This is a genomic window from Weissella thailandensis, from assembly GCF_001932615.1.
In the GTDB taxonomy this organism is placed as follows: Bacteria; Bacillota; Bacilli; order Lactobacillales; family Lactobacillaceae; genus Weissella; species Weissella thailandensis.
This window is the reverse complement of the sequence record NZ_CP014332.1, coordinates 106,817-132,025: the sequence shown is the minus strand read 5'-3', so window position 1 is coordinate 132,025 and position 25,209 is coordinate 106,817. Positions and strand designations below refer to the sequence as shown.

General features: G+C 41.4%; 17 protein-coding genes, 4 tRNA genes and 3 rRNA genes. 5 read left to right on the top strand and 19 right to left on the bottom strand.

All coding sequences use genetic code 11. The annotated features are described in order from the left end of the window. Position 1 precedes the first annotated feature (1 nt). The 5 genes from FOL01_RS00635 to FOL01_RS10755 all read left to right on the top strand — a co-directional run bounded on the left by FOL01_RS00635 (position 2) and on the right by FOL01_RS10755 (position 3,102). Positions 2 to 952, top strand: a complete 951-nt coding sequence (locus tag FOL01_RS00635) for a hypothetical protein (RefSeq protein WP_156834956.1) — start codon at positions 2 to 4, stop codon at positions 950 to 952. Between the two features lie 18 nt (positions 953 to 970). Then, positions 971 to 1,285: an STAS-like domain-containing protein gene (locus FOL01_RS00630; RefSeq protein ID WP_075268833.1), complete on the top strand. Its 315-nt coding sequence runs from the start codon at positions 971 to 973 to the stop codon at positions 1,283 to 1,285. Positions 1,286 to 1,287: 2 nt separating this feature from the next. Next, entirely contained in the window at positions 1,288 to 1,854 is a 567-nt protein-coding gene (locus FOL01_RS00625) for a type II toxin-antitoxin system VapC family toxin (protein ID WP_075268832.1), read from the top strand. 158 nt (positions 1,855 to 2,012) lie between these two features. Further along, positions 2,013 to 2,660, top strand: a complete 648-nt coding sequence (locus FOL01_RS10760) for a site-specific integrase family protein (protein ID WP_083603383.1) — start codon at positions 2,013 to 2,015, stop codon at positions 2,658 to 2,660. Next, complete coding sequence (locus FOL01_RS10755; RefSeq protein ID WP_083603382.1) at positions 2,611 to 3,102, top strand: site-specific integrase; 492 nt, start codon at positions 2,611 to 2,613, stop codon at positions 3,100 to 3,102. Before FOL01_RS10760 ends, FOL01_RS10755 begins: the two co-directional genes overlap by 50 nt. Positions 3,103 to 3,177: 75 nt before the next feature. On the opposite strand, the gene FOL01_RS00615 is transcribed toward FOL01_RS10755, so the two are convergent. From FOL01_RS00615 to FOL01_RS00525, 19 genes are all read right to left on the bottom strand, one after another. Then, positions 3,178 to 3,250: transfer RNA gene (locus FOL01_RS00615), tRNA-Thr, on the bottom strand. A gap of 5 nt (positions 3,251 to 3,255) precedes the next feature. Then, positions 3,256 to 3,328 (bottom strand) — tRNA-Asn (locus FOL01_RS00610). A gap of 5 nt (positions 3,329 to 3,333) precedes the next feature. Further along, a 5S ribosomal RNA gene (rrf, locus tag FOL01_RS00605) occupies positions 3,334 to 3,450 on the bottom strand. A gap of 76 nt (positions 3,451 to 3,526) precedes the next feature. After that, a 23S ribosomal RNA gene (locus FOL01_RS00600) occupies positions 3,527 to 6,443 on the bottom strand. A 202-nt stretch (positions 6,444 to 6,645) separates the two neighbouring features. Next, positions 6,646 to 6,718, bottom strand: a tRNA-Ala gene (locus FOL01_RS00595). 6 nt (positions 6,719 to 6,724) lie between these two features. After that, a tRNA-Ile gene (locus tag FOL01_RS00590) sits at positions 6,725 to 6,799 on the bottom strand. Between the two features lie 89 nt (positions 6,800 to 6,888). Next, a 16S ribosomal RNA gene (locus tag FOL01_RS00585) occupies positions 6,889 to 8,463 on the bottom strand. Together the 16S, 23S and 5S rRNA genes with 4 tRNA genes alongside form the textbook arrangement of a ribosomal RNA operon. Before the next feature lie 472 nt (positions 8,464 to 8,935). Next, positions 8,936 to 10,417 (bottom strand): lysine--tRNA ligase, encoded by a 1,482-nt coding sequence (gene lysS / locus FOL01_RS00580; protein ID WP_075268831.1) that lies wholly within the window; start codon positions 10,415 to 10,417, stop codon positions 8,936 to 8,938. Between the two features lie 108 nt (positions 10,418 to 10,525). After that, the gene (hslO, locus tag FOL01_RS00575) at positions 10,526 to 11,419 is read right to left on the bottom strand and encodes an Hsp33 family molecular chaperone HslO (protein WP_075268830.1); all 894 of its coding nucleotides are present in this window, start codon (positions 11,417 to 11,419) and stop codon (positions 10,526 to 10,528) included. Positions 11,420 to 11,726: 307 nt separating this feature from the next. Further along, entirely contained in the window at positions 11,727 to 13,808 is a 2,082-nt protein-coding gene (ftsH, locus tag FOL01_RS00570; protein WP_075268829.1) for an ATP-dependent zinc metalloprotease FtsH, read from the bottom strand. Positions 13,809 to 13,886: 78 nt separating this feature from the next. Next, positions 13,887 to 14,483, bottom strand: coding sequence for a hypoxanthine phosphoribosyltransferase (gene hpt / locus FOL01_RS00565; protein WP_083603381.1), 597 nt, complete (start codon positions 14,481 to 14,483; stop codon positions 13,887 to 13,889). Positions 14,484 to 14,589: 106 nt separating this feature from the next. Next, positions 14,590 to 15,564 (bottom strand): tRNA lysidine(34) synthetase TilS, encoded by a 975-nt coding sequence (gene tilS, locus FOL01_RS00560; RefSeq protein WP_075268828.1) that lies wholly within the window; start codon positions 15,562 to 15,564, stop codon positions 14,590 to 14,592. A gap of 187 nt (positions 15,565 to 15,751) precedes the next feature. Further along, entirely contained in the window at positions 15,752 to 16,123 is a 372-nt protein-coding gene (locus FOL01_RS00555) for an FtsB family cell division protein (RefSeq protein WP_075268827.1), read from the bottom strand. Between the two features lie 131 nt (positions 16,124 to 16,254). Next, complete coding sequence (locus tag FOL01_RS00550; RefSeq protein WP_075268826.1) at positions 16,255 to 16,533, bottom strand: RNA-binding S4 domain-containing protein; 279 nt, start codon at positions 16,531 to 16,533, stop codon at positions 16,255 to 16,257. Beyond that, complete coding sequence (locus FOL01_RS00545; RefSeq protein ID WP_075268825.1) at positions 16,524 to 18,122, bottom strand: polysaccharide biosynthesis protein; 1,599 nt, start codon at positions 18,120 to 18,122, stop codon at positions 16,524 to 16,526. Before FOL01_RS00545 ends, FOL01_RS00550 begins: the two co-directional genes overlap by 10 nt. Positions 18,123 to 18,126: 4 nt before the next feature. Beyond that, positions 18,127 to 21,627: a transcription-repair coupling factor gene (mfd, locus tag FOL01_RS00540; protein ID WP_075268824.1), complete on the bottom strand. Its 3,501-nt coding sequence runs from the start codon at positions 21,625 to 21,627 to the stop codon at positions 18,127 to 18,129. A gap of 17 nt (positions 21,628 to 21,644) precedes the next feature. Next, a complete protein-coding gene (gene pth, locus FOL01_RS00535) occupies positions 21,645 to 22,211 on the bottom strand; it encodes an aminoacyl-tRNA hydrolase (RefSeq protein WP_075268823.1) in 567 nt (188 codons plus the stop codon). Positions 22,212 to 22,347: 136 nt separating this feature from the next. Next, positions 22,348 to 23,928 (bottom strand): amidase family protein, encoded by a 1,581-nt coding sequence (locus FOL01_RS00530; RefSeq protein WP_075268822.1) that lies wholly within the window; start codon positions 23,926 to 23,928, stop codon positions 22,348 to 22,350. A gap of 157 nt (positions 23,929 to 24,085) precedes the next feature. Next, positions 24,086 to 25,042, bottom strand: coding sequence for a TerC family protein (locus FOL01_RS00525; protein WP_075268821.1), 957 nt, complete (start codon positions 25,040 to 25,042; stop codon positions 24,086 to 24,088). Positions 25,043 to 25,209: the final 167 nt, after the last annotated feature.

The window sequence follows — 25,209 nt, the reverse complement described above, 5'->3', positions numbered from 1 at the left end:
AATGGAGGAAAATATTTTGGGTAAAAGTTACAAAATAACATTTCCAAGTTCACTATATACTAATGTACAAAGCATAAATAATATTTTGAATCAATTTCATGGTATTACACCCGAATATTCCGATGTTATATTTGACACAGAAAATTTGAAATGGATTGATAGTGAAATATCAGCATTACTTGGAGCTTTATTTGAAAATTTAAATACTAGACGTCCAGATTTAACCCTTTTTTTACGGCATCATACTAAACCTACAGAATCAGAAAAATTACTTTTTAAAAATAACTTTCTTGAACATTACCTTAGTGATTCCAACTACCATGCAACCACTACTGGATATACAGTTAAATTTTCAGTAATAAAGATAACCAATGGTGGATTAAAAAAATCAGATTTATCAAGTGTTTCCGAATATCTACACGAAGAACTTTTTTCTCACCCTAAATGGGGAGCTAACTTTGAAACTTATGAGAATCAATTAGGATTCAGTGAATCTATTTTTGAATTAGCGAGAAACATATCAGATCATTCAAGATCAGAGAACTTAATATTTGCAGGTCAATATTATCCTAATAAAAATGAATTTAGGCTTGCTATTTCAGATAATGGATTAGGTATTCCTTTAACTGTTAAAACCGGCGCACAAATAAATGATACCGATGTAAACTTGATTGATTGGGCCACGAAACCAGGTAATACTTCAAAAAGTGGCAAACAACCAAGAGGAATGGGTCTATCCTATATTGGGGACTCTTTAATTGGTAACGGTGAATTAATTATTGTATCTGGAAACGGATTTTGGAAGCTCAATAGAGATGGAATTATATCGAAAAATACTCTTAGTCAAAAGTTTAATGGAACTTATGTTAGAATCTCATTTTTAAATGATAGAATTAAAAAACAAGATACAAATCAAACTTCAACGACCATTTCTGCTGAATTACCTTTTTAGTTAGGGAGAAAATTATTTATGGAAACTCAAAAAATTAATATTTCAAAAAAAATAGATGGAAAGATTGCAGTCACTTCTGACGATGCACAAATAATATTTAACATTATTTCTAAAAATATTCAAAAATCAATTATTTCAGAATTAGACTTTTCTGACATTGAAACTTTGACGACTTCTTTTTTGAACGAAGCAATAGGTAATTTATACAAGGTTGCTGATGGAAAAACTATATCTGAACTAGTCAAAGTTGATACACAAAAAATTAATATACCTCAGTATAAAACGATATTAAAGGTTATTGAGAATGCAAGGGATAAAAATGGAGAATATTAATTATGTCAAAACCAATTACACATCCCGCATTAGAATATCTTAAAAAGACTAAACCTGTTTTAATTGATACAAATATTTTATATTCTTGGATGCCAATACCTGGAAGCAATACAACTTCTGGAACTTCTGGTGATGTACTAAAAGAATTGATAATTAAAAAAGTACCAATATTTATTAACAGTCATGTTGTTTCAGAATATATCAATCTTTATCTCAGGACATATGCAAAAGAACATCCAAATGAATTTAACGGCGTAGATGTACTATCAAATTATGGGTTTAAACACAATTTTAGAAATACTGAAAAATATAATGAAATTATAAAAGAAGTTGTAACTACTTTATATTATTTTCTTGATCAACAAGGATTAACCGTTCAATATGTTGACACCATTGATAATTTATCAAAATCGACTTTAGAATTAATGACCCGAGCAAAACTCGACTTCACAGATGCTGTTTTGGTTCAAATTGCATCAGAAAAAGGTGCAGCAATTCTTTCTAATGATAAAGATTTTTCTAAACTTGATTTACCAAATGTATTTTCACCAACAATATTGACATTATAAAATACCAAAAAAAACACATCCCCCGTCGCCAAACAGATGGATGTGCAAATAATATTAACAAAGCATTAGTGCGCTTTTGTTCTATCAACAAGTATAACAAGACCCAGATAAGTCAATAAACTGTCTAATTTTTAGCAAGAAAGGTTAGGTTTAAACTAATGGCAAGCATTTATAAACGTGGTAAGACTTGGACTGCAAACGTTTTTGTATTGATGGATGGTGAGCGTCGTAGAAAAACAAAATCAGGCTTCAGGACAAAATCAGAAGCTCAAGGCTGGGCAAATGAAGTGGAGGTGGCAAAACAAAAACATGCGATTACTTTTAATACCAAAACGCCATTTCCTGTCTACTTTGATAATTGGTTTGAGATATATAAAAAGCCATTTATAACATACTCTACAATAAAATGGTATGAGCTAACTAGTAAACATCTGCATAGAGCATTTGAAAATGTCACAATCGAAAATATGACTAGAGCACGATTTCAAAAATTTTTAAATGACATGGGAAAGAAATACGCAATAGAAACAACTAAGAAAATAAAAATGCATGTTCATCAAATGGTTACATCAGCCATTTCAGAAGATGTTATAGTGAAAGACTTTACGCAAGGAACCAATACAACAGGTCTTGCTGGTAAAGACCGAAATTTAAAATTTTTAGAAGCCGATACAATGAAATTATTAGTTGGTAATTTAGTCTCTCGCCCTGTTGAAGAACGCCCTGTTACAGATATGATGATTTTAATGGGACTTCATACAGGATGTCGCTACTCAAATTGCAGCGCTAGAATGGACGGATATTAATTTTACTAGCAATATTATTTCAATCAACAAGACTTGGGATAGTCCACGTAAGTCGTTTAAACCAACAAAAACAAAAACATCAACTAGAAAAGTTGATGTTCCTGATGTATTAATTAAAGATTTAACTGAATGGTACAAACTACATCAAAATACCAGATTTGTATTTACTGGATTTAACAGTTATCCACCAACAAATGAAGCAGCTAATAAACAATTAACACGTAATCTAAAAGAAATTAACTCTGATAAAATGATTACATTTCATGGACTACGTCACACACATGCTAGTTGGTTATTATCTCAAGGAGTTGATGTGAAATATGTCTCTGAAAGACTTGGTCATTCAAGCATAGATATTACATTATCAGTTTACACTCATTTACTACAAACTCAAAGAAATGACCAAACTAACAAGTCAATGGCACTACTAAATAATCTCTAGTGCTACAAAAGTGCTACAAAATAAAAAAATACTCTTACAAATGCCTTCGTACCAAGGGTTGTAAGAGTGAACGCATGCCGACTGGGGGATTCGAACCCTCGACCTACGGTTTACGATACCGTTGCTCTACCAACTGAGCTAAGTCGGCAATTACTCCGAATGTCGGGCTCGAACCGACGACAGCACGATTAACAGTCGTGTGCTCTACCAACTGAGCTAATTCGGAATTATGCATCGCGACGTCCTATCCTCGCAGGAGGCGATCCTCCAACTACTTTTGGCGCTACTGAGCTTAACTACTGTGTTCGGTATGGGAACAGGTGTGACCTCAGTGCCATCATCACGACACGTTTTTATTGAGTGAACTTAGTTCCCTCAAAACTGAATCATAATTGCTTATTTCTTGCCTTACACCACTTGCTACTTGGTTAAGTCCTCGAACCATTAGTACTAGTCCGCTCCATGTGTCACCACACGTCCACTTCTAGCCTATCTACCTCATCATCTCTGAGGGGTCTTACTTCATTTCTGAATGGGAAATCTCATCTCGAGGCGAGTTTCACACTTAGATGCTTTCAGCGTTTATCTCATCCGTACATAGCTACTCAGCGATGCTCCTGGCGGAACAACTGATACACCAGTGGTACGTCCACCCCGGTCCTCTCGTACTAAGGGCAGCTCCTCTCAAATTTCCTACGCCCGCGACGGATAGGGACCGAACTGTCTCACGACGTTCTGAACCCAGCTCGCGTACCGCTTTAATGGGCGAACAGCCCAACCCTTGGGACCGACTACAGCCCCAGGATGCGATGAGCCGACATCGAGGTGCCAAACCTCCCCGTCGATGTGGACTCTTGGGGGAGATAAGCCTGTTATCCCCAGGGTAGCTTTTGTCCGTTGAGCGATGGCCCTTCCATGCGGAACCACCGGATCACTAAGCCCTACTTTCGTACCTGCTCGACTGGTAAGTCTCACAGTCAAGCTCCCTTGTGCCTTTACACTCTGCGAATGATTTCCAACCATTCTGAGGGAACCTTTGGGCGCCTCCGTTACTTTTTGGGAGGCGACCGCCCCAGTCAAACTGCCTGCCAGACACTGTCTTCCACCACGCTTAGTGGTGTGAGTTAGAGTGTTCATACAACGAGGGTAGTATCCCACGTTTGCCTCCATCGAAACTAGCGTCCCGATTTCTACGGCTCCTACCTATGCTGTACAAGCTGCACAAACACTCAATATCAAGCTACAGTAAAGCTCCATGGGGTCTTTCCGTCCTGTCGCGGGTAACCCGCATCTTCACGGGTCTTTAAATTTCACCGAGTCTCTCGTTGAGACAGCGCCCAGATCGTTACACCTTTCGTGCGGGTCGGAACTTACCCGACAAGGAATTTCGCTACCTTAGGACCGTTATAGTTACGGCCGCCGTTTACTGGGGCTTCAATTCGTACCTTCGTCGAAACTAAGTACTCCTTTTAACCTTCCAGCACCGGGCAGGTGTCAGCCCCTATACGTCATCTTACGATTTTGCAGAAACCTGTGTTTTTGATAAACAGTCGCCTGGGCCTATTCACTGCGGCTCAGCTTGCGCTGAGCACCCCTTCTCCCGAAGTTACGGGGTCATTTTGCCGAGTTCCTTAACGAGAGTTCACTCGCTCACCTTAGGATGCTCTCCTCGACTACCTGTGTCGGTTTGCGGTACGGGCAGGTAAACACTAACTAGAAGCTTTTCTCGGCAGCGTGACATCACAGACTTCCCTACTTTATTTCGGTCCCCATCACAACTTGTCCGTATAAGTGCAAGCATTTAACTCACACTAAGACTCATTGCTTGGCCCAGCATTTCCAGCAGCTGGGATCCGTTAGCCTTCTGCGTCCCTCCATCGTTCAAACATGTTCACCTGGTACAGGAATCTCAACCTGTTAGCCATCGACTACGCCTTTCGGCCTCGCCTTAGGTCCCGACTAACCCTGGGAGGACGAGCCTTCCCCAGGAAACCTTAGTCATATGGTGGACAGGATTCTCACCTGTCTTTCGCTACTCATACCGGCATTCTCACTTCTAAGCGCTCCACCAGTCCTCACGGTCTGACTTCATTGCGCTTAGAACGCTCTCCTATCGCGCCACTTACGTGGCACCCGTAGTTTCGGTGGTGTGTTTAGCCCCGGTACATTTTCGGCGCAAAATCACTCGACTAGTGAGCTATTACGCACTCTTTAAATGGTGGCTGCTTCTGAGCCAACATCCTAGTTGTCTATGCAACTTCACATCCTTTTCCACTTAACACACACTTAGGGACCTTAACTGACGATCTGGGCTGTTCCCCTTTCGACAATGGATCTTATCACTCACTGTCTGACTCCCGGACATACGTGATTGGCATTCGGAGTTTATCTTAGTTTAGTAACCCGAGATGGGCCCCGCACCAAAACAGTGCTCTACCTCCAACACGCTTTCTTCCGAGGCTAGCCCTAAAGCTATTTCGGAGAGAACCAGCTATCTCCAAGTTCGATTGGAATTTCACCGCTACCCACACCTCATCCCAACATTTTTCAACATGTATGGGTTCGGGCCTCCAGTGCGTTTTACCACACCTTCACCCTGGACATGGGTAGGTCACCTGGTTTCGGGTCTACAACAACATACTCAGTCGCCCATTTCAGACTCGCTTTCGCTACGGCTCCGGTCTTTCCACCTTAACCTTGCATATTATCGTAACTCGCCGGTTCATTCTACAAAAGGCACGCTATCACCCATTAACGGGCTCTAACTTGTTGTAGGCACATGGTTTCAGGAACTTTTTCACTCCCCTTCCGGGGTGCTTTTCACCTTTCCCTCACGGTACTGGTTCACTATCGGTCACTAGGGAGTATTTAGCCTTACGAGATGGTCCTCGCAGTTTCCAACTGGATTTCACGTGTCCAGCCGTACTCAGGATCCTACACGGGAGTTTGCTTACTTTCGCATACGGGGCTATCACCCAGTGTCGCTCAGCTTCCCAGCTGATTCTGCTAATAAACAAATTTGTAACTCCACAACGGTAGTCCTACAACCCCAGAGTGCAAGCACTCTGGTTTGGGCTTCTCCGTGTTCGCTCGCCGCTACTGACGAAATCGATTTTTCTTTATTCTCCTGTTGCTAATGAGATGTTTCAGTTCACAACGTCTACCATCGTTTAACTATGTATTCATTAAAACGATAACTTGCATAACAAGTTGGGTTCCCCCATTCGGAAATCCCCGGATCAAAGCTTACTTACAGCTCCCCGAGGCATATCGGTGTTAGTCCCGTCCTTCATCGGCTCCTAGTGCCAAGGCATTCACCATGCGCCCTTAATAACTTAACCGATCAACTTACGTTGATGATTTCGTTTGAGTATTGTGACACAATGGTCACAAGCGATTTTAAACTTATTTAAAAAACTCAAAAAATTACGCGGTGTATTTTTTCGGCTCAATTTAATTGATAAAAATCAATTTAAATGAATTTAAAAATTTACAATTATGATTCAGTTTTCAAAGAACTAATAGCAACCCATCAGGTTGCTATGGAGAATATCGGGTTCGAACCGATGACCCCCTGCTTGCAAAGCAGGTGCTCTCCCAGCTGAGCTAATTCCCCATATCATGGGACTGAGAGGACTCGAACCTCCGACCTCACCCTTATCAGGGGTGCGCTCTAAACCAGCTGAGCTACAGTCCCAGAGATTCGACTCTCTGTCTTCATTGAGTGTAAACCACTCAAAACTAAATATCGTTTCGTTGAATGTGCAGGATTCCGATTTTCCTTAGAAAGGAGGTGATCCAGCCGCAGGTTCTCCTACGGCTACCTTGTTACGACTTCACCCTAATCATCTGTCCCACCTTAGACGGTTGGCTCCTAAAAGGTTACCGCACCGGCTTTGGGTGTTACAAACTCTCATGGTGTGACGGGCGGTGTGTACAAGACCCGGGAACGTATTCACCGCGGCGTGCTGATCCGCGATTACTAGCGATTCCGACTTCATGTAGGCGAGTTGCAGCCTACAATCCGAACTGAGACATACTTTAAGAGATTAGCGTACCCTCGCGGGTTAGCGACTCGTTGTATATGCCATTGTAGCACGTGTGTAGCCCAGGTCATAAGGGGCATGATGATTTGACGTCATCCCCACCTTCCTCCGGTTTGTCACCGGCAGTCTCACTAGAGTGCCCAACTGAATGCTGGCAACTAATAATAAGGGTTGCGCTCGTTGCGGGACTTAACCCAACATCTCACGACACGAGCTGACGACAACCATGCACCACCTGTCACCTTGTCCCCGAAGGGAACATCCTATTTCTAGGATTGGCAAGGGATGTCAAGACCTGGTAAGGTTCTTCGCGTTGCTTCGAATTAAACCACATGCTCCACCGCTTGTGCGGGTCCCCGTCAATTCCTTTGAGTTTCAACCTTGCGGTCGTACTCCCCAGGCGGAGTGCTTAATGCGTTAGCTGCGACACTCAAGGGCGGAAACCCTCGAACATCTAGCACTCATCGTTTACGGTGTGGACTACCAGGGTATCTAATCCTGTTTGCTACCCACACTTTCGAGCCTCAACGTCAGTTACAGTCCAGAAAGCCGCTTTCGCCACCGGTGTTCTTCCATATATCTACGCATTTCACCGCTACACATGGAGTTCCACTTTCCTCTACTGCACTCAAGTTATCCAGTTTCCAAAGCCCTTCCTCAGTTGAGCTGAGGGCTTTCACTTCAGACTTAAATAACCGTCTGCGCTCGCTTTACGCCCAATAAATCCGGATAACGCTTGGAACATACGTATTACCGCGGCTGCTGGCACGTATTTAGCCGTTCCTTTCTGATAAGATACCGTCACACACTGAACAGTTACTCTCAATGTCGTTCTTCTCTTATAACAGTGTTTTACGAGCCGAAACCCTTCATCACACACGCGGCGTTGCTCCATCAGGCTTGCGCCCATTGTGGAAGATTCCCTACTGCTGCCTCCCGTAGGAGTATGGGCCGTGTCTCAGTCCCATTGTGGCCGATCAGTCTCTCAACTCGGCTACGCATCATCGCCTTGGTAAGCCATTACCTTACCAACTAGCTAATGCACCGCGGGTCCATCTCTTAGTGATAGCAGAACCATCTTTCAACTAACAACCATGCGGTTGTTAGTATTATACGGTATTAGCACTTGTTTCCAAATGTTATCCCCTGCTAAGAGGTAGGTTACCCACGTGTTACTCACCCGTTCGCCACTCTTTGTCAGATAAAATCAAATCAGAGCAAGCTCTTCATATCAATTAAAGACAAAGCGTTCGACTTGCATGTATTAGGCACGCCGCCAGCGTTCATCCTGAGCCAGGATCAAACTCTCATTTTAAAAGCTTGAGTATAACTCATTTGTTATTTGTTGTTTAACAGAAGTTAAACGAATTTACTAGCGAATTGACTTCGCAAATGTTTTGTATCAAGTAAAATACTTGATGACCCTACACATTTGTTTCATCGAAACGATATTCAGTTTTCAATGGTCTACGTTGTGTCTCATAACTTAATCAGTATATCAACAACCGCAACGGTTGTCAACTACTAAATTCAAAATCAAAATTTTGAATAAGCGTTGCGACTCACAACTTAAACTATATTACAGTATGCATTTGTAAATGTCAACACTCTAATTTAGATAAGTTTTGATGGATTTTGAATTGATTATTTTCACCATCTCCAAAACCCAACTTTTATATAATACGACTATGCACGGTAAAATGCAAGCTTTAATTTTATCAAAAACAAAAAGGCGATTGAGACAAAATAAATGTCTCAATCGCCTTTTATACTTATTTGTAATTCTATTAACGCATTGTTGGGAACAACAAAACATCACGAATTGTTTCAGCATCTGTTAATAGCATGATCAAACGATCAATACCAATACCTAATCCACCTGTAGGCGGCATACCGTATTCCAAAGACTCAATAAAGTCTTCGTCAATGCCTTCCGCTTCATCGTTACCAGCATCACGTTCTGCCGCTTGTGCTTCAAAACGCTCACGTTGATCGATTGGGTCGTTCAATTCAGTAAAGGCGTTAGCATACTCGCCACCGGCGATGAACAATTCAAAACGTTGTGCAAAACGGTCATCATCAGCCTTCTTTGCTAATGGTGAGATTTCAACAGGATGTCCATAGACAAACGTTGGCTCAACTAAAGTAGATTCAACAAATTCTTCAAAGAACTCGTTAATAATATGACCAACACCCCAGTATTGTTCATACTTAACACCCTTTTCATCGGCAATTGCACGAGCTTCTTCTAGTGTATATTCTTGCCAGAAATCAACACCAGTTTGTTCTTTAATTAAATCAACCATATGCTTACGAGCAAACGTCTTGCTCAAGTCAATCGTCTGTCCTTGATAAGTAACTGTCAGATCTTCAGAAACAGCTTTAGCAGCTGCCTTAAAGATATTTTCTGTTTCAGTCATGACATCGCCTAAGTCCCAGAATGCAGCATAAGATTCCATAACAGTAAACTCAGGGTTATGCTTTGGATCCATTCCTTCATTACGGAAAACACGACCAATTTCATAAACACGTTCCATACCACCAACGATTAGACGCTTCAAATGTAGCTCAAGCGCAATACGCATGTATAGGTCAATGTTCAATGCATTGTGATGCGTAATAAATGGACGTGCAGCTGCACCACCGGCTGCATTTTGTAGCATTGGTGTTTCAACTTCAGTAAAGCCATCACCGTCCATGTAAGCACGCACAGCAGAAATGATTTTTGAACGCTTTTGGAAACGTTCAAATGAATCATCGTTAGCAATTAAGTCCAAGTAACGTTGACGATACTTTGTTTCAACATCAGTCAAACCATGGAACTTATCTGGCAAAGGACGCAAAGCCTTTGAAAGATGCGTGATTTCAGTAACGTTCAATGATAACTCTCCGGCACGAGTCTTCATCATTGTTCCTTTGAAACCTAACCAGTCACCCAAATCAGATTTCTTAAACCACTCATAGATGTCTTCACCTACAACTGGCTTTTGTACGAACACTTGGATACGTCCTGAACGATCCTTAATGTCAGCAAAACTAATCTTACCTGAACGACGTTTTGTCATCATACGTCCAGCAATTGCAACTTCATTTGCTTGTGTTTCTAAATCTTCGCCTGAAACATCATCATACAATGTATGTAGTTCAGATGCCATATGCGTCCGATCAAAGCGGTGACCAAATGGATCGATACCTGCATCACGCAGTTCAGTCATCTTTTCACGGCGCTTGATCATTTGGTCGTTTAACGACACTTGTTGGTCAGCCATATTCCTATTCCTGCCTCATTTTTCCTTTATTGATTCGTTGATGTTGCCACCATACATATTTATAAGTTTGCCAATCTTCCGTCCATTTTGCAAGTCTCAGGACTAATTTTACAAACCATTTGCATCTTTACTAGCAATAATAGCTTGTAATTCATTTTCGTCAAAGTTAATAATCTTACCCGTAAAACGATCAACAATTTCAATGCCATGGTCTTCAGCCAAAATTTCTTGTAATTCTGACAACGGCAATGTTGCTAACATACGTGCATAATCATGCTTGGCAATTTCTGGGTATAGATTAACTTCAGTTGTTGTCAACACTTTCACTTGATCAGCCCCAAATAGTTTATTTAGTAAATCAGTTGGTGTAAACCCTTCAAGCATTTGCGTTGAGATTGCTGGAAAATTAGCCAACTTATCTTCCAACGATGCGATATCTTCATCAGTTGCGTCAGGCAATGTCGAAATCATAAATCCACCTGCCGTCACCACGGAACCATCTGGATCAACTAGTACAGACACTGCTACAGCTGAAGGAATTTGCTCAGACTTAGCCATGTAATAAGTTAAATCATCTCCAATTCCACCAGTCACCAAAGCAACTTGCCCTGTAAATGGTTCATCCGTTCCAAAATCTTTTCTAACTGAAAGATAGCCATCTGTGCCGACAGCTTTTGCCACATCGGGTTGTCCCTGAGAAGTTAAAGGTAAAGTTACTTGTGGATTAGATACATATCCACGAACCTCTCCTTGTGCTGACGCTTCAACAACTATTTTGCCCGCAGGTCCTTGGCCATCAATGCTGATAGCCAAACGCTCATCACCTTTCAGAATAGCATTCGATACCATCAATGAACCAAGTAAAGCGCGTCCCAAAACCGTAATGCCTAATTGTGAAGCATCATGAAACGTGGCAACTGTTTTCATCATGTCCGTTGCTTCAATTGCAATGGCACGAAACTTACCATCATTTGTTACCGCACGTACTAATTTATCTGCCATATTGATTTCCCTTTTCTGATTGTTTTTCCGTTATCAAGTGTAACATACAGCGCCTAAAAAGGAGAGTGTGACAAAAAACGCTTTGAAGCCGGTTGTAACAATGACGGCGTTATTTTGACTCGTAGCGCAGCGAAGGGGCTGAATTACGCCATTGTTGTTACATTAAGGCTTCAGTTTTTTGGAACACGTTTATGGAGAGCGTGACAAAAGTCGTTTTGAAGCTGGTTGTAACGAATGCACTTTAAACAAAAAATGGTTGAGACATTTATTCTGTCTCAACCACTTTATATTGCTTATTTATTAAACATTAAGCACGATCATCATCGTTATCATTATCTGATGACTCATCATCATGTGTTAATGACTCTGAAGCCGTTGCCTTTTCAGATGCAACATCTTCATCTTCAGTCAATTTATCATTGGCAGCTTGCTTAGCCTGCTCATATGACATTGGTGTTGACTTTTCAGATTCAGAAGCAGATTCATCAGGCATTTTACCAGTGTTGAACAAGCTCAAGATTTGCTTCTCATCCAACGTCTCGTACTCTAGCAAAGCTTGGGCAATTGCCTCATGCTTATCCTTGTACTTAGTAATGATGTCAGCAGCTGTGTTATAACCATCAGTCGTGATTTTACGTACTTCTTCATCAACTAGGCGTGAAGTGGTGTCTGAGTAAAGTGGTTGACCATATTGCTGACCACCATCTTTTTCCAATTGCACCATACCAAGCTTATCCGACATACCATACTGTGTGACCATAGCGCGGGCAATGCCAGTAGCTTGCTCAAAGTCATTTGAAGCTCCTGAAGACTGTTGATTAAATATCAATACCTCAGCAGCACGTCCACCCATCAAACCAGCAACCTGATCCATAGCGTCCGTCTTATTCATCAACATTTGATCTTCACGAGGTAGCATGATGGCATATCCACCAGCACGTCCACGAGGAACAATCGTAACCTTATGGACAACACGCGCCTCGTTCAAAACAAGACCGACAATGGCGTGTCCTGCCTCATGGTAAGCAACAGTCTTACGTTCCTTGGCTGATACAACACGATCCTTCTTAGCTGGACCAGCAATAACACGGTCTTCAGCTTCATCCAAATCCTTACCTGTAATGGTAGTACTGTTACGACGAGCAGCTAACAATGCCGCTTCGTTCAACAAGTTTTCCAAGTCAGCTCCGACAAAGCCAGGTGTTTGCTTAGCAATTTCTGTTAAGTCAACACTTGAATCGATCGGCTTATTCTTGGCGTGGACCTTCAAGATAGACTCACGGCCCTTGATATCAGGACGGCCAACCAAAATCTTACGGTCGAAACGACCTGGACGAAGCAACGCTGGGTCAAGTACATCAGAACGGTTTGTGGCCGCCATGACGATAACACCCTCATTACCTTCGAATCCATCCATCTCAACCAACATTTGGTTCAGCGTTTGTTCACGTTCATCGTGACCACCGCCCATGCCGTTACCACGTTGACGTCCAACCGCATCAATCTCATCGATAAAGATAATTGATGGTGCAGATTTTTTAGCATTTTCAAACAAGTCACGAACACGACTTGCACCAACACCAACGAACATCTCAACGAAGTCAGAACCAGAAATTGAGAAGAATGGTACACCAGCTTCACCAGCAACTGCCTTGGCTAACAAAGTTTTACCAGTTCCGGGAGGTCCCTCTAGAAGCACACCAGATGGTATACGAGCACCTAACTTTAAGAACTTCTTTGGATCCTTCAAGAATTCAACAACTTCAACCAGTTCTTGCTTTTCTTCTTCAGCACCAGCAACGTCCTTAAAGCGCTTTTTGTTTTCTGATGGATCAGCGGGCTTAGCCTTTGACTTACCCATTCCCATCATATTACCACGGCCACCTTGACCACCTTGGTTCATACCACCCATCATTAGGTAGAACAAACCAACCATCAAGATCAATGGCAAAATAGTTACTAGGAACGTTCCCCAGAAATTAGTAGGCTGCGCCTTTGTCGTGATATCTGTATCTGCTTTATCAGCAGTCTTTTGCACATTTGCAATAACATCGTCACTACCAACCAACTTTGTCTCAAAGGAAGTTGCCTTCCCCGATTGACCACCACCTAACAACGAGGTAAAGGCGTCATTGTTGCTAGACTTTTTACTTGATTGCGCTTTTGTATAATCACCCTTAACGGTGTAGACCCCATCGTCAGGTTGAATCGTGACTTTATCAATCTTTTTGTCACGTAATTCCGTCATAAATGTTGACGTAGAGATAGTCTTAATATTAGAGGTCTGTGTGGGCCCGGCTACCCAATATATCAACCCCATAATACCGAGGACTACGATTACGTAAAACAAACTATTACGGACAAAATTCCCTTTTCGTTGGTTTTTCATCAATTCCTCCTATAGATAGCAATAGCAGTTACTACCTTATATTATGTACGATCCTATTAATTCATTTTCCAGTTTAAATTAGTGATTTGGTGTGATATCCACCGTGTCAACAATATCAGCATGTTGTGGATCATAAACTTCGCGCTTCAAAACGCCAACATATGGCAAATTACGGTATAACTGCTTGTAATCCAGTCCATACCCTACCACAAAGGCTTTCGGTACGTCAAAACCAACATAATCAACAGTTGCTTCGACAACACGTCCGTCTTTTTTGTCCAACAAGCTAGCAGTTTTCACTGATTTTGCGCCACGGCTCTTTAATAATTCAATCATGAACTTTAGTGACCGACCTGTATCAACAATATCTTCCATAATGACAATATCGCGTCCATTGATATCAGACTGTAGGTCTGTTACCAAATCTACATTACCTGATGAGGCAATACCACCATTATAACTGGAAACATCGATGAACTCGACTTCTGCATATTGCATATGACGCATCACATCAACTGTCCACAAAACCGCACCTTTTAATACTGATAAGATAATTGGTGTTCGATCTTGGTAGTCAGCAGCTAATTGTTCGCCAACTCGTTTGGCAGCTTGTGCAATTTCTGCCTCGCTATACAATACCCGTTCGATATCATTGTTCATGTCCGGTTGGTTCATGTTTTATTAATCTCCTAAATCTTAATTCCCCTACTGTTACATAAATTTAAGAATACCATGTTTGACCCTAAATGTTTAGTCAATAACTAAAAGAACTGAAAAACTTTTAACTTTTTACTAAACTCAACCATTGATGGTCTCTAATTAGTCTTTGATGGTCATTCAAATGAATAGTACCAGCAGCAACATTTTTATTTTTCATTAATTGAATCGCCTGTTGTAATTGGCGATTCTTAATATCTAACACTTGTTGTTTTTTTAACCATTGTTGTAACACTAACAGCAATTGTTCCTGAGGTAACTCCCAGTCCAATTGGCCTGCTTCCAATGCTACTACATATTGGTCAATTTGTGGTGCAGCTAATGCTTGTAACGCTGTTAATTGATCGGCAAAATCAATAATATGCGTCATAGCTTGCTTATTTATATGCTGCAAGTCTGGAATAACCGCATGGCGTAAACGATTACGAGCATAGCGTTGATCATCATTTGTATAATCATCAATCCATTCTTGCACAGGTTCCTTAACAATATCCTTTAATGCCATCTTAGACAATCCTAAAAATGGTCGTACTAATTGCAAGCCATTCGCTAGTCTTTGTTTAGCGGGCATCCCGGTCAGCTGCTCTAAACGACTACCACGTGCTAATTTGTATAAAATAGTCTCAACCTGATCGTTCCGATGATGAGCGGTCACAATCATATTGGCACCAACCTGTTTGGCAACTGAAAACATGATGCCATATCGTTTTTCGCGTGCTTGTTCCTCGACTGAAACGGTTGGCGCTGCTGCCCAATCCAATGTTCTGACAGTTGCTGACTGCAAATGCGGTGTTTGCGCAAAAACTTGCCTGACCAACGCTTCTTCATGCGGAGCATCAGAACGCAGTTGATGATTAATGTAGATTGCACTAACCTTTGGTTGCAGGTCTTGTGGTAAATCACCTTCCGTTAACCATCTTAATAATCGTAATGAATCTTGTCCACCCGACACAGCAACCAATACATGATCTGTTGCATCAAATAACTGTTGTTCACGAATGTGGCGGATTAAATTAGCTCGTAAAACTCTAGGTTGCATTCCTATACACGTACTCCTTTTTCTGGCTAAGTCTATTATAGGCTAAAAATACATAGTGTGAACCAAAGCGGGTTGAATCTAGACATCAGTCTATTTCTTTTTTGACTAAAACAAAAGTGGTTGAGACAAAGCAAATGTCCCAACCACTTTTTGCGCTAAAAATGTATTAATTATAAGTCTATAAATTCTAGTTTGGAATATTAAAGACGGTCTCGCCATCTTTTGTATACATGTACTTCTCACGTACTAACTTTTCTAAGTAGCTATCATCATCCAAATCTTTAACTTCTTGTTTTAAATCAGAATGTGATGTCTTGGCAGTTGCAAGTGTCTTAGTCGTTTCAGCCAGACCGGCAGAAGCTGTCGTATATTTGGTATACTGCTTATGAAAATTCACCATAGCAAAAACTGCCACAATAATCATGAAGACACCCAAAAGAAAGCGGCGCCGCAAGTGAATATAACGTGTATATTTCGCTTGTTGTTCTTCAATCGCGATATGGTGTTTACCGGCAGCATTTAGTGGCCGTATATTTGATTGTTCTTTTGTTTTACGCATCACTAATTGCCTTCCGAGTTGTTCCAATCGTTTACTTACTTTTTTATTATCACAACTTTACCGCAAGAATTAAAATTTCTTAACTCTCGTTAGTGTTTCTTAACATTTTCATATAAAAAAGTAACAGAGCGTTACTTTACGTCCTCGTCAAAATTTTGTTCATAAGACTCTGAGACGATACTGTACATATGTTGCGCCTCATTCTTCTTGGTTGTCTCAACAATTTCATCTACTGAAATAACTGACGTTTTGTTTCCGAAACGAATAGTCAATTCATCACCAGCTTTAACATCACTAGATGACTTGGCAGTTTTACCATTAATATCAATTCGCCCTTGGTCTGAAATGTCCTTTGCTACTGAACGGCGCTTAATTAAGCGTGCTACCTTTAAATATTTATCTAATCGCATAAGTTTCCCTTTCGTTCTAAGAAGTTGTATACCTTATCCCCTTTTGGTAAAGTGTACCATTCTTCTTTTGATAATAGACATAAACGCCAAATCATCACTATAAACATTATTATACCAACTAACGCCGAAGTAATCAGTGTCAATAAACTAGCTAATCGTGATGAACCAAATAGCTTATCACTCAACCAGCACCATGATCCAGCCGTTAATACAACAACAAGCAGCGTTGTTATCAGTTTATACCACCAATATCGACCATGCCATTGTCGCCGTAATTTTATTGGCAAACGTCGTAATACAAAATATAACATTGGCATTAATGATAATAAAGTTGCCATTGCAGCACCCATAATACCAAATTTTGGTACCAATAACATATTCAAAATGTACTTAACGAGCATCGTTAAAATGATAAACCAGCCAACGCCTCGTGTGTAATCTAAACTTTGCAAAACACTCGTGACAATCAAAATAATTGTTGCCGGAACAATTGTGATCACAAAAACCATTAATGCCTGACTACCTTCACGGGTACTAAACAGTACTTGGTTCACCACTGGCATGATAGCAATTAAACCAGTAGTCGCGACACCTGATAAAATCAGTGACAATCGCAACATCATTTGAAAATCATGGATAAAAGCACCATCTTCTTTTCGAACAGCATGCGACCGTAAAACTGGCAACAAAGAAGTACTAACAGCAGTTGCTAGTACCATTCCTAATTGGACTAACGGCTGACCACGGTCATAGACTCCTTTGGCATACTCAGCTGCATGCGCACTTAACCCACTATTTACTAGCAAACCTTTCGTTGAAAATGAATCAACTAACTGCAATAAGACTAATAACCCTGCTAACATGGCGAGCAAGTTACCTTCTGACCATAAGCGCTGAAAAATTCGTAGCCAGCCGATTTCTCGGTCTTTCTTAACAGCCCGAGAAATTGGCGTTTGCCAAACTGACTTGATCGTGCGACTGATATATAACGTCGCTAGCATCGCCGCAAATGCAGCTGCTGCCATCGCCCAAGTACCAATTTTATAAATTGACCAACCAGCATGAACACCCCACCAGGCTACGCCGATAATAATCCCGACACGAGCTAGTTGTTCAATGACTTGCGAAACAGCTGTCGGCATCATATGCAGTTGTCCTTGGGCAAATCCGCGACCGACTGCTAAGAATGGCATGAACCAAAACATCCAAGCCACGGCCCTAATGACCGGCGTTAATTTTAAATCATTGCCCATCCCCAGCGCTAACAAGGGCGCACCGCCATAAACAAACAAAAACAACAAACAACTAATGATAAAAAGTACCCAAAATAATCGCCGGGCCACTAATTGCTTACGCTCACCATCAGTTTGTTCGGTAATAATTTTCGAGATAAACAACGGCCAACCACTTAAGGCCAATACGACCCCAATGCCGTATAACGGATAGACTTGCTGATAGACATAAAAGCCAGTATTCCCAACTAAGTTTTGAAAAGGAATCCGATAAACGGCGCTGAGAACTTTAGCAATAATCCCCGCTAGTGTCAGAATACCAGCGCCCGCCATTAAATTTTGACTACTTTTACTCATATTCCTAATCCTTTTTTGGCAATAATGCTGTCAAAAACTGCATCAAGCTTTGTAACCATTCATCGTCCGTTTGCTTTGGCTGAATAGCCATTGCAAACAACACTGGATCGTTCACTTTAATCTGACCACGTGTTTTTGTTGTGGCCATAGCTTGTTGGACTTGCTCACGAGTTACCTGAGCTTGCTTATCAAAACTTATCGTCACAATCATTGGTTGATTGATCGTACGTTTAATTTGCGCAACTCCGACTTGATCGGCAACCGCCTTTAATCGAGAAACCATTAACAGACGATTGGCAGACGCTGGTATATCACCGAAGCGGTCGACCAAGTCATCTGTAATTTCAGCAAACTGTTCCTCCTTCGTTGCTTTACGAATACGCTGATACAAATCAATTTTTTGCGGACCATCAGCAACATAATTCGTTGGCAAATAGGCTTCAACCTGCAAATCCAACTCTGAATTGAAACGTTTGGTTTGCTTACCTTGCTTAGCAGCGACGGCTTCTTGCAACATTTGCGTGTACAAATCATACCCGACTGCATTAATGAATCCGTGTTGCGATTGACCAAGCAAATCACCTGCACCACGTATAGACAAATCACGCATGGCGATTTTAAAGCCAGAACCCAACTCAGTAAAGTCACGAATAGCAGTTAAACGCTTCTCACTTTCTTCATTAAGCGAACGCGTTCCGGGATAAGTGAAATAGGCATAGGCCACATTATTAGAACGACCAACGCGTCCACGCAACTGATACAACTGTGCCAATCCCATGTAGTCTGCGTTTTCCACAAACAACGTATTGGCATTTGGAATATCCACACCAGTCTCAATAATCGTTGTTGTGACTAAGACGTCATACTCACCATTAATAAAGTCAACTAAAATACCTTCCATTTGGGTTTCAGTCATTTGACCATGGATGTAAGCCACTTGTGCTTCAGGAACTAAGCTTTGAATCATCCCCGCTACCTTTTCAATATCTGCCACACGATTATGCAGATAAAAAGTTTGGCCACCACGTGCCATCTCTCGTTCAATAGCGTTGGCAATGACGCGACCATTTTGCTCCATCACATAGGTCTGGATGGGATAACGATTTGCCGGCGGCGTTTCAATGACCGATAAGTCACGTACGGCGACCATCGCCATATTCAATGTACGTGGAATTGGTGTTGCGGTCAGTGTTAAGACGTCAACGTTCGTTTGCAGACTCTTCAAACGTTCCTTATGCTTTACACCAAAACGTTGTTCCTCATCCACAATGAGTAATCCCAGATCACTAAACGACACATCTTTAGCCAATAAACTATGGGTCCCAATCACAATATCGATTGTATGGTTCTTCAATCCATCCTTGAGTTCTTTCATTTGTTTTTTGGTTTGGAAACGTGACATCCAAGCAATTTGCAAATCCGTTCCTTCAAAACGACTCAGGAAAGAATCGTAATGTTGCTGGGCCAAAATAGTCGTCGGTACTAGCATGGCCACTTGCTTACCCTCATGGGCTGCTTTAAAGGCTGCGCGCATGGCAACTTCAGTTTTACCAAAGCCAACATCACCAACCAGCAAGCGGTCCATTGGTCGTGATTTTTCCATATCAGCCTTAATTTCTTTGACTGATCGGATTTGATCCGGTGTTTCAGGATAAGGAAAGGCATCTTCAAACTGGCGCATCGCCTCATCATCTGGGGCAAATGCATAACCTTGTTTAATTTCGCGCTCCGCATATAAAGCTAGGAGTTCATCCGCAATATCCTCAACCTTTTTAGCGACTTTAGCCTTTGCCCGTTGCCACTCAGTACCGCCCATTTTATTAATTTTAGGCGCTTTTTCGGCTGCACCGACATACTTTTGTACCAAATCCAGTTGGGTCACCGGGATAAACAGCTTATCACCTTTTTGATAGGCAATCGTAATATAATCTTGCTTCACACCACGGTTTTCAATTGTCTGCATGCCCTCATAGATACCAATACCATGATTGACGTGGACAACATAATCACCAGGTTTCAACTCATTATAGCTTTTGATACGTTCCGCATTCGACAGTGTCTGTCGCTTTGGTGCACGTTTACGAACCTGTTGGAACAGTTCTTTTTCCGTTAACACAACCAACTTTTGCATTGGTAACTCAAAACCGGCACTCAATGGCAAAGTGGCTAATTGCGTCCGACCTGTAGTCAACTCATCAACCGCCACTTGATTGACCTTAATGCCAAAATCATTCAAGGTCTGAACCAGCTTGACTTGTCGGTCATTTGAATTAGTTAAAAAGATCACCGTCATGTTTTGCTTTTGCCAACGTTCCACCTCGCCTTTAAGTAAAGGCATTTGACCAAAGAATTGTTGTGTTGGACGTAGCGTGACGTTAGTTAAACTAGTTTGCCGTAATTGACCAATACCTCGTTGCAGTGGTGAAAAAATCAAACTGGCTTGTTGGACATCACGTGCTTGATCAGTTAGCGACCAACCAAAATCTGCTTCAGTCAGTACTTGTTGCTTATCAAGCTTTTCAGTCCACCAGTTCGTATCATCTAAGCGCATCTGCGCTGCATTTTCAATGGCACGGGGATAATCATCAAAGACCGCGACACCATTTGCTGGCAAATAATCAAATAAACTAGCCGCATCAGGGTACAGCGCACGTAGGTATGCTCGTATCTCTGGCAAAAGCTGTCCATCTGCTAGCGTGGTCAATAAGGACGTGATGGCTTCAGTCAAATGCCGCTTATCCGCACCTGCCAATTGGTCACGTTGCTTTGTCATTGCTAATTCTAAACGAGTCTTTGCCGCTTGCCGACCAGTATCACTGATAACCAAATCCGTTGCTGGCAAAATAGTCAACGACGTCATATTTTCAATACTACGTTGGTTTTCAGCATCAAACGAACGCATCGAATCCAATTCTGTATCAAAAAAATCCAATCTGACCGGATAATCAGCATTTAGCGGATACACATCAACAATCGAGCCACGAATGGCAAACTCACCAGGTTGTTCCACCGTCGTATTCCGATGATATCCCATTTGATGTAGTTGCGTTTCCAAATCTTTTAAATCATATTCATGATCAAAATCAAGGGTTAGCTGCGCTTGTTGGAAATCTTTGACTGGTGGTAAGTAACGTTGCGCACCAGCAATACCAGTGACAATTACCGCCTGTGGATCTGTCAGCAATAGATGCAAGGCATTAACTCGTGCTAAACGTGTATCTAGCGATGTCACGGCTAGTTCAGCTGCTAAACTTTCCTCAGCAGGAAAAACCGCAACGTGCTCATCACCCAACAATGCTTGTAAGTCTTCTGCTAATTGGTCGGCATGAAACTGACTATCTGACACAATCACCATTGGTTGCTGTGTTTGTCGTTGTAACGCTGCTAAATAGACTGTCCGAGCAGTCCCAGAGATACCCGTCATCAAATGGCGACCACCCTTAGTCAGCCCAGTGGCTAATTGCTGCAAAGCTTTATCCTGTTGTAAAAGTTCAGTTAATCGCATAACGTATTTTTATCCCTTTAATTAAACTGATTCATGAGCATAGGCATCTCTGTCCCCGCTGCAAAGCCTTCAAAAATAGCTACCGCTTTATCTAGTCCCGCCAATAAGTCAGGTTGTTCGTCTTTGCCAAAGCGACCCAGTACATAGTCAACAACTGCTTGTTGCACATGGGCTGGATGACCAATACCAAATTTCAAACGGTTAAACTTTTGGGTGCCTAATTGACTAGCGATACTTTTGATACCATTATGACCACCAGCAGAACCTTTCTGACGTAAGCGCAAACGGCCAAGGTCCATATCCATATCATCTTGCACGACTAGCAAATCCGCTAAGTCAAGCTTGTAATAATCTACTAGGGGGCGCACTGCTTGTCCTGAACCATTCATATAAGTTGTTGGTTTCACTAGCAAGACCTTTTCGTTATTAATGCGTACATCAGCCACAAAGGCATGGTGTGCGCCATCTTGCTTGAATGTAGCTTGGTACTTATCCGCCAATGCATCCACCGTCATAAAGCCAATATTGTGGCGGGTTTTATCATATTCTTTACCAATATTTCCCAAGCCAACAATCATTTTCATTTTTCTTTTGCCTCACTTTTTATTCAATTAACGCACGAAATGGGTCGAGACTAGTCAGCCCCCACCCGTGTGCGTTATTTACCTAATGTTTATAAATTCTAAACCAAATTATCCCAATTTAATAGTCCTAAGAGCTTTATTTTTTCGCTTGGTAACTATCAAACGATTCAAATTGACCATTATCTTGAAATTCTTTTCCTAATTGTAATAGCATTTGATCTTGTCCTTTAGCCGCCTGCAATTGGATGCCAATAGGTAAACCATGCTTTGTGACATAGGTTGGCAAGCTCAAAGCCGGTTCACCTGATATATTTGCTAATTGTGTGAATGGTGTCTTAGATAAGCCATGCAACCAGGCATCATAAATCAACTGGATTTGATCATCGTGATCCAATTTTTTGATATGTTTTAATCGTTTAACATATTTTGGCAGGTAAGCAGGATCATTATTTTTAGGTGCTGCTGTCGCCGTCGTTGGTGTTAAGTAAATTGGATACTGCTCATGGAAATCGGTCATCTGCTGGGCAACCCGGACCATGACATTAGCAACAAATTGGTCATCCGCTGTGGTTTGTTTTTTATCTGCTTGGTACAAAGCCCATGTCATTGGCGAAACCTTTTTAAACCGCATCGATTTCCCAGTTTCAGCTTTAATTGCTTCGTTAGCATCCTTGCCCGTCGCCGTTGCTGCTGTATAATAGGCCTTCATCAACTTTTCACCATTAACTGGCGCATCTTTCTTAACAACAGTATAGCCCTGAGCACGTAAAAACTTAACCGCTTGCTTGACTGCCTTAATGGCATCTTTACTAACTTTCGTCCCTACTGGAGATTTTACCGAATAGGCAATTTTCAACTGCTTTAAGTCAGACGGTACATCTTTTATCATTTCAGGATGCTCTGCATTCTTCATCCCCGCAAAATACGATTGTAAGTCAGAAATATAGCGAGCATTGGCAAAGTTAACTGTTGAAGGAACGGTACTGTCACCTGTTATCGCACCTTGGGTTGGCTTTAGTCCAATCACACCCGTAAATGATGCTGGAATTCGCAATGAGCCACCAGCGTCGTTCCCGGTTGCGAGCGGTACAAAATCTGCAGCAACACTAGCAACGGCCCCTCCTGAGGAACCACCAGTATTACGATTCAAACGCCAAGGATTATGCGCCACACCATTCAGCTTCGAATCGGTCACGTTAATTAACCCTAATTCTGGATAATTAGTTTGGCCGATAATAATGAACCCCAGTGACTGTAGTTGCTTCACATAATCACTGGTCTCGTTCGCTTGTTTATTCTTTAAGGCTAACAAACCTCTGGTATTAGAAAACCCTTTAAGTTGCTGTCCTAATCCTTTAATTAAAATAGGGACACCATAAAATGGCTGGCCAGTATCCTCTAAATCAACTGATTCTTGCAAAGCAGCTGATTCACGCAAACTAATCACAGCGTTTAACTGCGGGTTATCTGCTTTAATGCGCGCAACGACATGCTTGATCAATTGGCGGCTAGTAACTTGCCCACTGCGAATCATTTGCGCTAAATCACTGGCTGAAGCATTCCGATAGCTAAATTCTGAAATGCCATAGCCTTGGGCATACTCATGTTGCAAAGATTTTCTATCTGCATGTACGATTCGTTGCCGAGCAAAAAAACCAATTCCCCCAGCTAGTATCGTCAAAGCAGCCCCTATTGTTATTTTTTGTTCTCTGTTCATTTGATGTCCCCCCAAAGTCAAAATTTTATCGCACGCTCCCCAACTAAAATAATGCATAATTAGTGGCATGACTTATCTTCACTTTACGCTTTTCATTATAACTTAAAAGGACCGTCAATCTAACCATTTCAACTTGGTAGATTGACGGTCCAATCATTTAATTTTTTGTCCCGTGAGAATCTTCCCAACGAGTTTTGGCAATCGATGCAATGATTGCAATCGCAAGCAAACCAACGATGACAATCAACGAAGCAACATTATTAATTTCAAAATGCCAATCAGCCATTTTACCGCCTTCGTTAATCAACATTTTGGCACCAATAAATGCCAAGATGAGTGCCAAAGCATATTTGATATAACGGAACATTGGCAATAACTTTGACAAGGCAAAGAATAATGATCGTAGTCCGAGTACCGCAAAAATATTTGAGGTCACCACGATAAACGTATCTTGCGTCACGGCCAATACGGCTGGAATAGAATCAACTGCAAATAGAATATCTGACAGCTCAATAAAAATTAAGGCGATTAGAAATGGTGTCACAAACCATTTACCATTTTCTTTAACCATAAAATGTGGTTTACTGACATCTTCCTTAACTGGTAATACTTTACGCAAAACTTGGATGATTTTACTGTCATTCAAATCTTTATCATCACCTTTGTCAAACAACATCTTAATACCAGTATAAACTAAGAAAATACCGAATAGATACATCAGCCATTCGAATTTACTCAATAATGCGGCACCACCCAAAATAAAGAGTAGCCGCATCACAATCGCACCAAAAATACCCCAGAATAGGACACGGTGTTGATAACGTGCTTCAATCCCAAAGAAACCAAAAACTAAGATGAAGATAAACAAATTATCCATACTTAGTGATTCTTCCAGCAAATAACCAGTCACGAAGTCAATCGCATGACCGCTACCTTCAAAATACCAAATGCCGGCCGCAAAGATAAAGGCTAACACCACCCACATTGCTGTCTGCAAAAGAGATTTTTTAAATGTTGGGACTTCATCTTTTTTATTCAAAACGCCTAAATCTAAGGCTAACATTGCAATAACAAATAGAAAAAAACCGATCCAAACCCATATACTAACTGTCATTAAGTACGCTTCCTTTTTTTATTCCACTGTAATTCTGCAACGGAGTGTTCTAGCAGATAATTGTATCAGGGTTGTCAAGTGATTGTCTATGGATAGGGTATAACTCTTAATTATCAAAGTTGAAGCATAAAAAAAGCCAGGACGAAATGGTCCCAGCTTATTAATGT

Bases quoted from the DNA above. Each gene is read 5' to 3' on its own strand.
- FOL01_RS00550 (WP_075268826.1), bottom strand. From the start codon at position 16,533: ATGCGATTAGATAAATATTTAAAGGTAGCACGCTTAATTAAGCGCCGT.
- ftsH (WP_075268829.1), bottom strand. From the start codon at position 13,808: ATGAAAAACCAACGAAAAGGGAATTTTGTCCGTAATAGTTTGTTTTAC.
- pth (WP_075268823.1), bottom strand. From the start codon at position 22,211: ATGAAAATGATTGTTGGCTTGGGAAATATTGGTAAAGAATATGATAAA.
- hpt (WP_083603381.1), bottom strand. From the start codon at position 14,483: ATGAACCAACCGGACATGAACAATGATATCGAACGGGTATTGTATAGC.
- lysS (WP_075268831.1), bottom strand. From the start codon at position 10,417: ATGGCTGACCAACAAGTGTCGTTAAACGACCAAATGATCAAGCGCCGT.
- FOL01_RS00545 (WP_075268825.1), bottom strand. From the start codon at position 18,122: ATGAGTAAAAGTAGTCAAAATTTAATGGCGGGCGCTGGTATTCTGACA.
- tilS (WP_075268828.1), bottom strand. From the start codon at position 15,564: ATGCAACCTAGAGTTTTACGAGCTAATTTAATCCGCCACATTCGTGAA.
- FOL01_RS00630 (WP_075268833.1), top strand. From the start codon at position 971: ATGGAAACTCAAAAAATTAATATTTCAAAAAAAATAGATGGAAAGATT.
- FOL01_RS00635 (WP_156834956.1), top strand. From the start codon at position 2: ATGGAGGAAAATATTTTGGGTAAAAGTTACAAAATAACATTTCCAAGT.
- FOL01_RS00530 (WP_075268822.1), bottom strand. From the start codon at position 23,928: ATGAACAGAGAACAAAAAATAACAATAGGGGCTGCTTTGACGATACTA.
- FOL01_RS00555 (WP_075268827.1), bottom strand. From the start codon at position 16,123: ATGCGTAAAACAAAAGAACAATCAAATATACGGCCACTAAATGCTGCC.
- FOL01_RS10760 (WP_083603383.1), top strand. From the start codon at position 2,013: ATGGCAAGCATTTATAAACGTGGTAAGACTTGGACTGCAAACGTTTTT.
- FOL01_RS00625 (WP_075268832.1), top strand. From the start codon at position 1,288: ATGTCAAAACCAATTACACATCCCGCATTAGAATATCTTAAAAAGACT.
- mfd (WP_075268824.1), bottom strand. From the start codon at position 21,627: ATGCGATTAACTGAACTTTTACAACAGGATAAAGCTTTGCAGCAATTA.
- FOL01_RS00525 (WP_075268821.1), bottom strand. From the start codon at position 25,042: ATGACAGTTAGTATATGGGTTTGGATCGGTTTTTTTCTATTTGTTATT.
- hslO (WP_075268830.1), bottom strand. From the start codon at position 11,419: ATGGCAGATAAATTAGTACGTGCGGTAACAAATGATGGTAAGTTTCGT.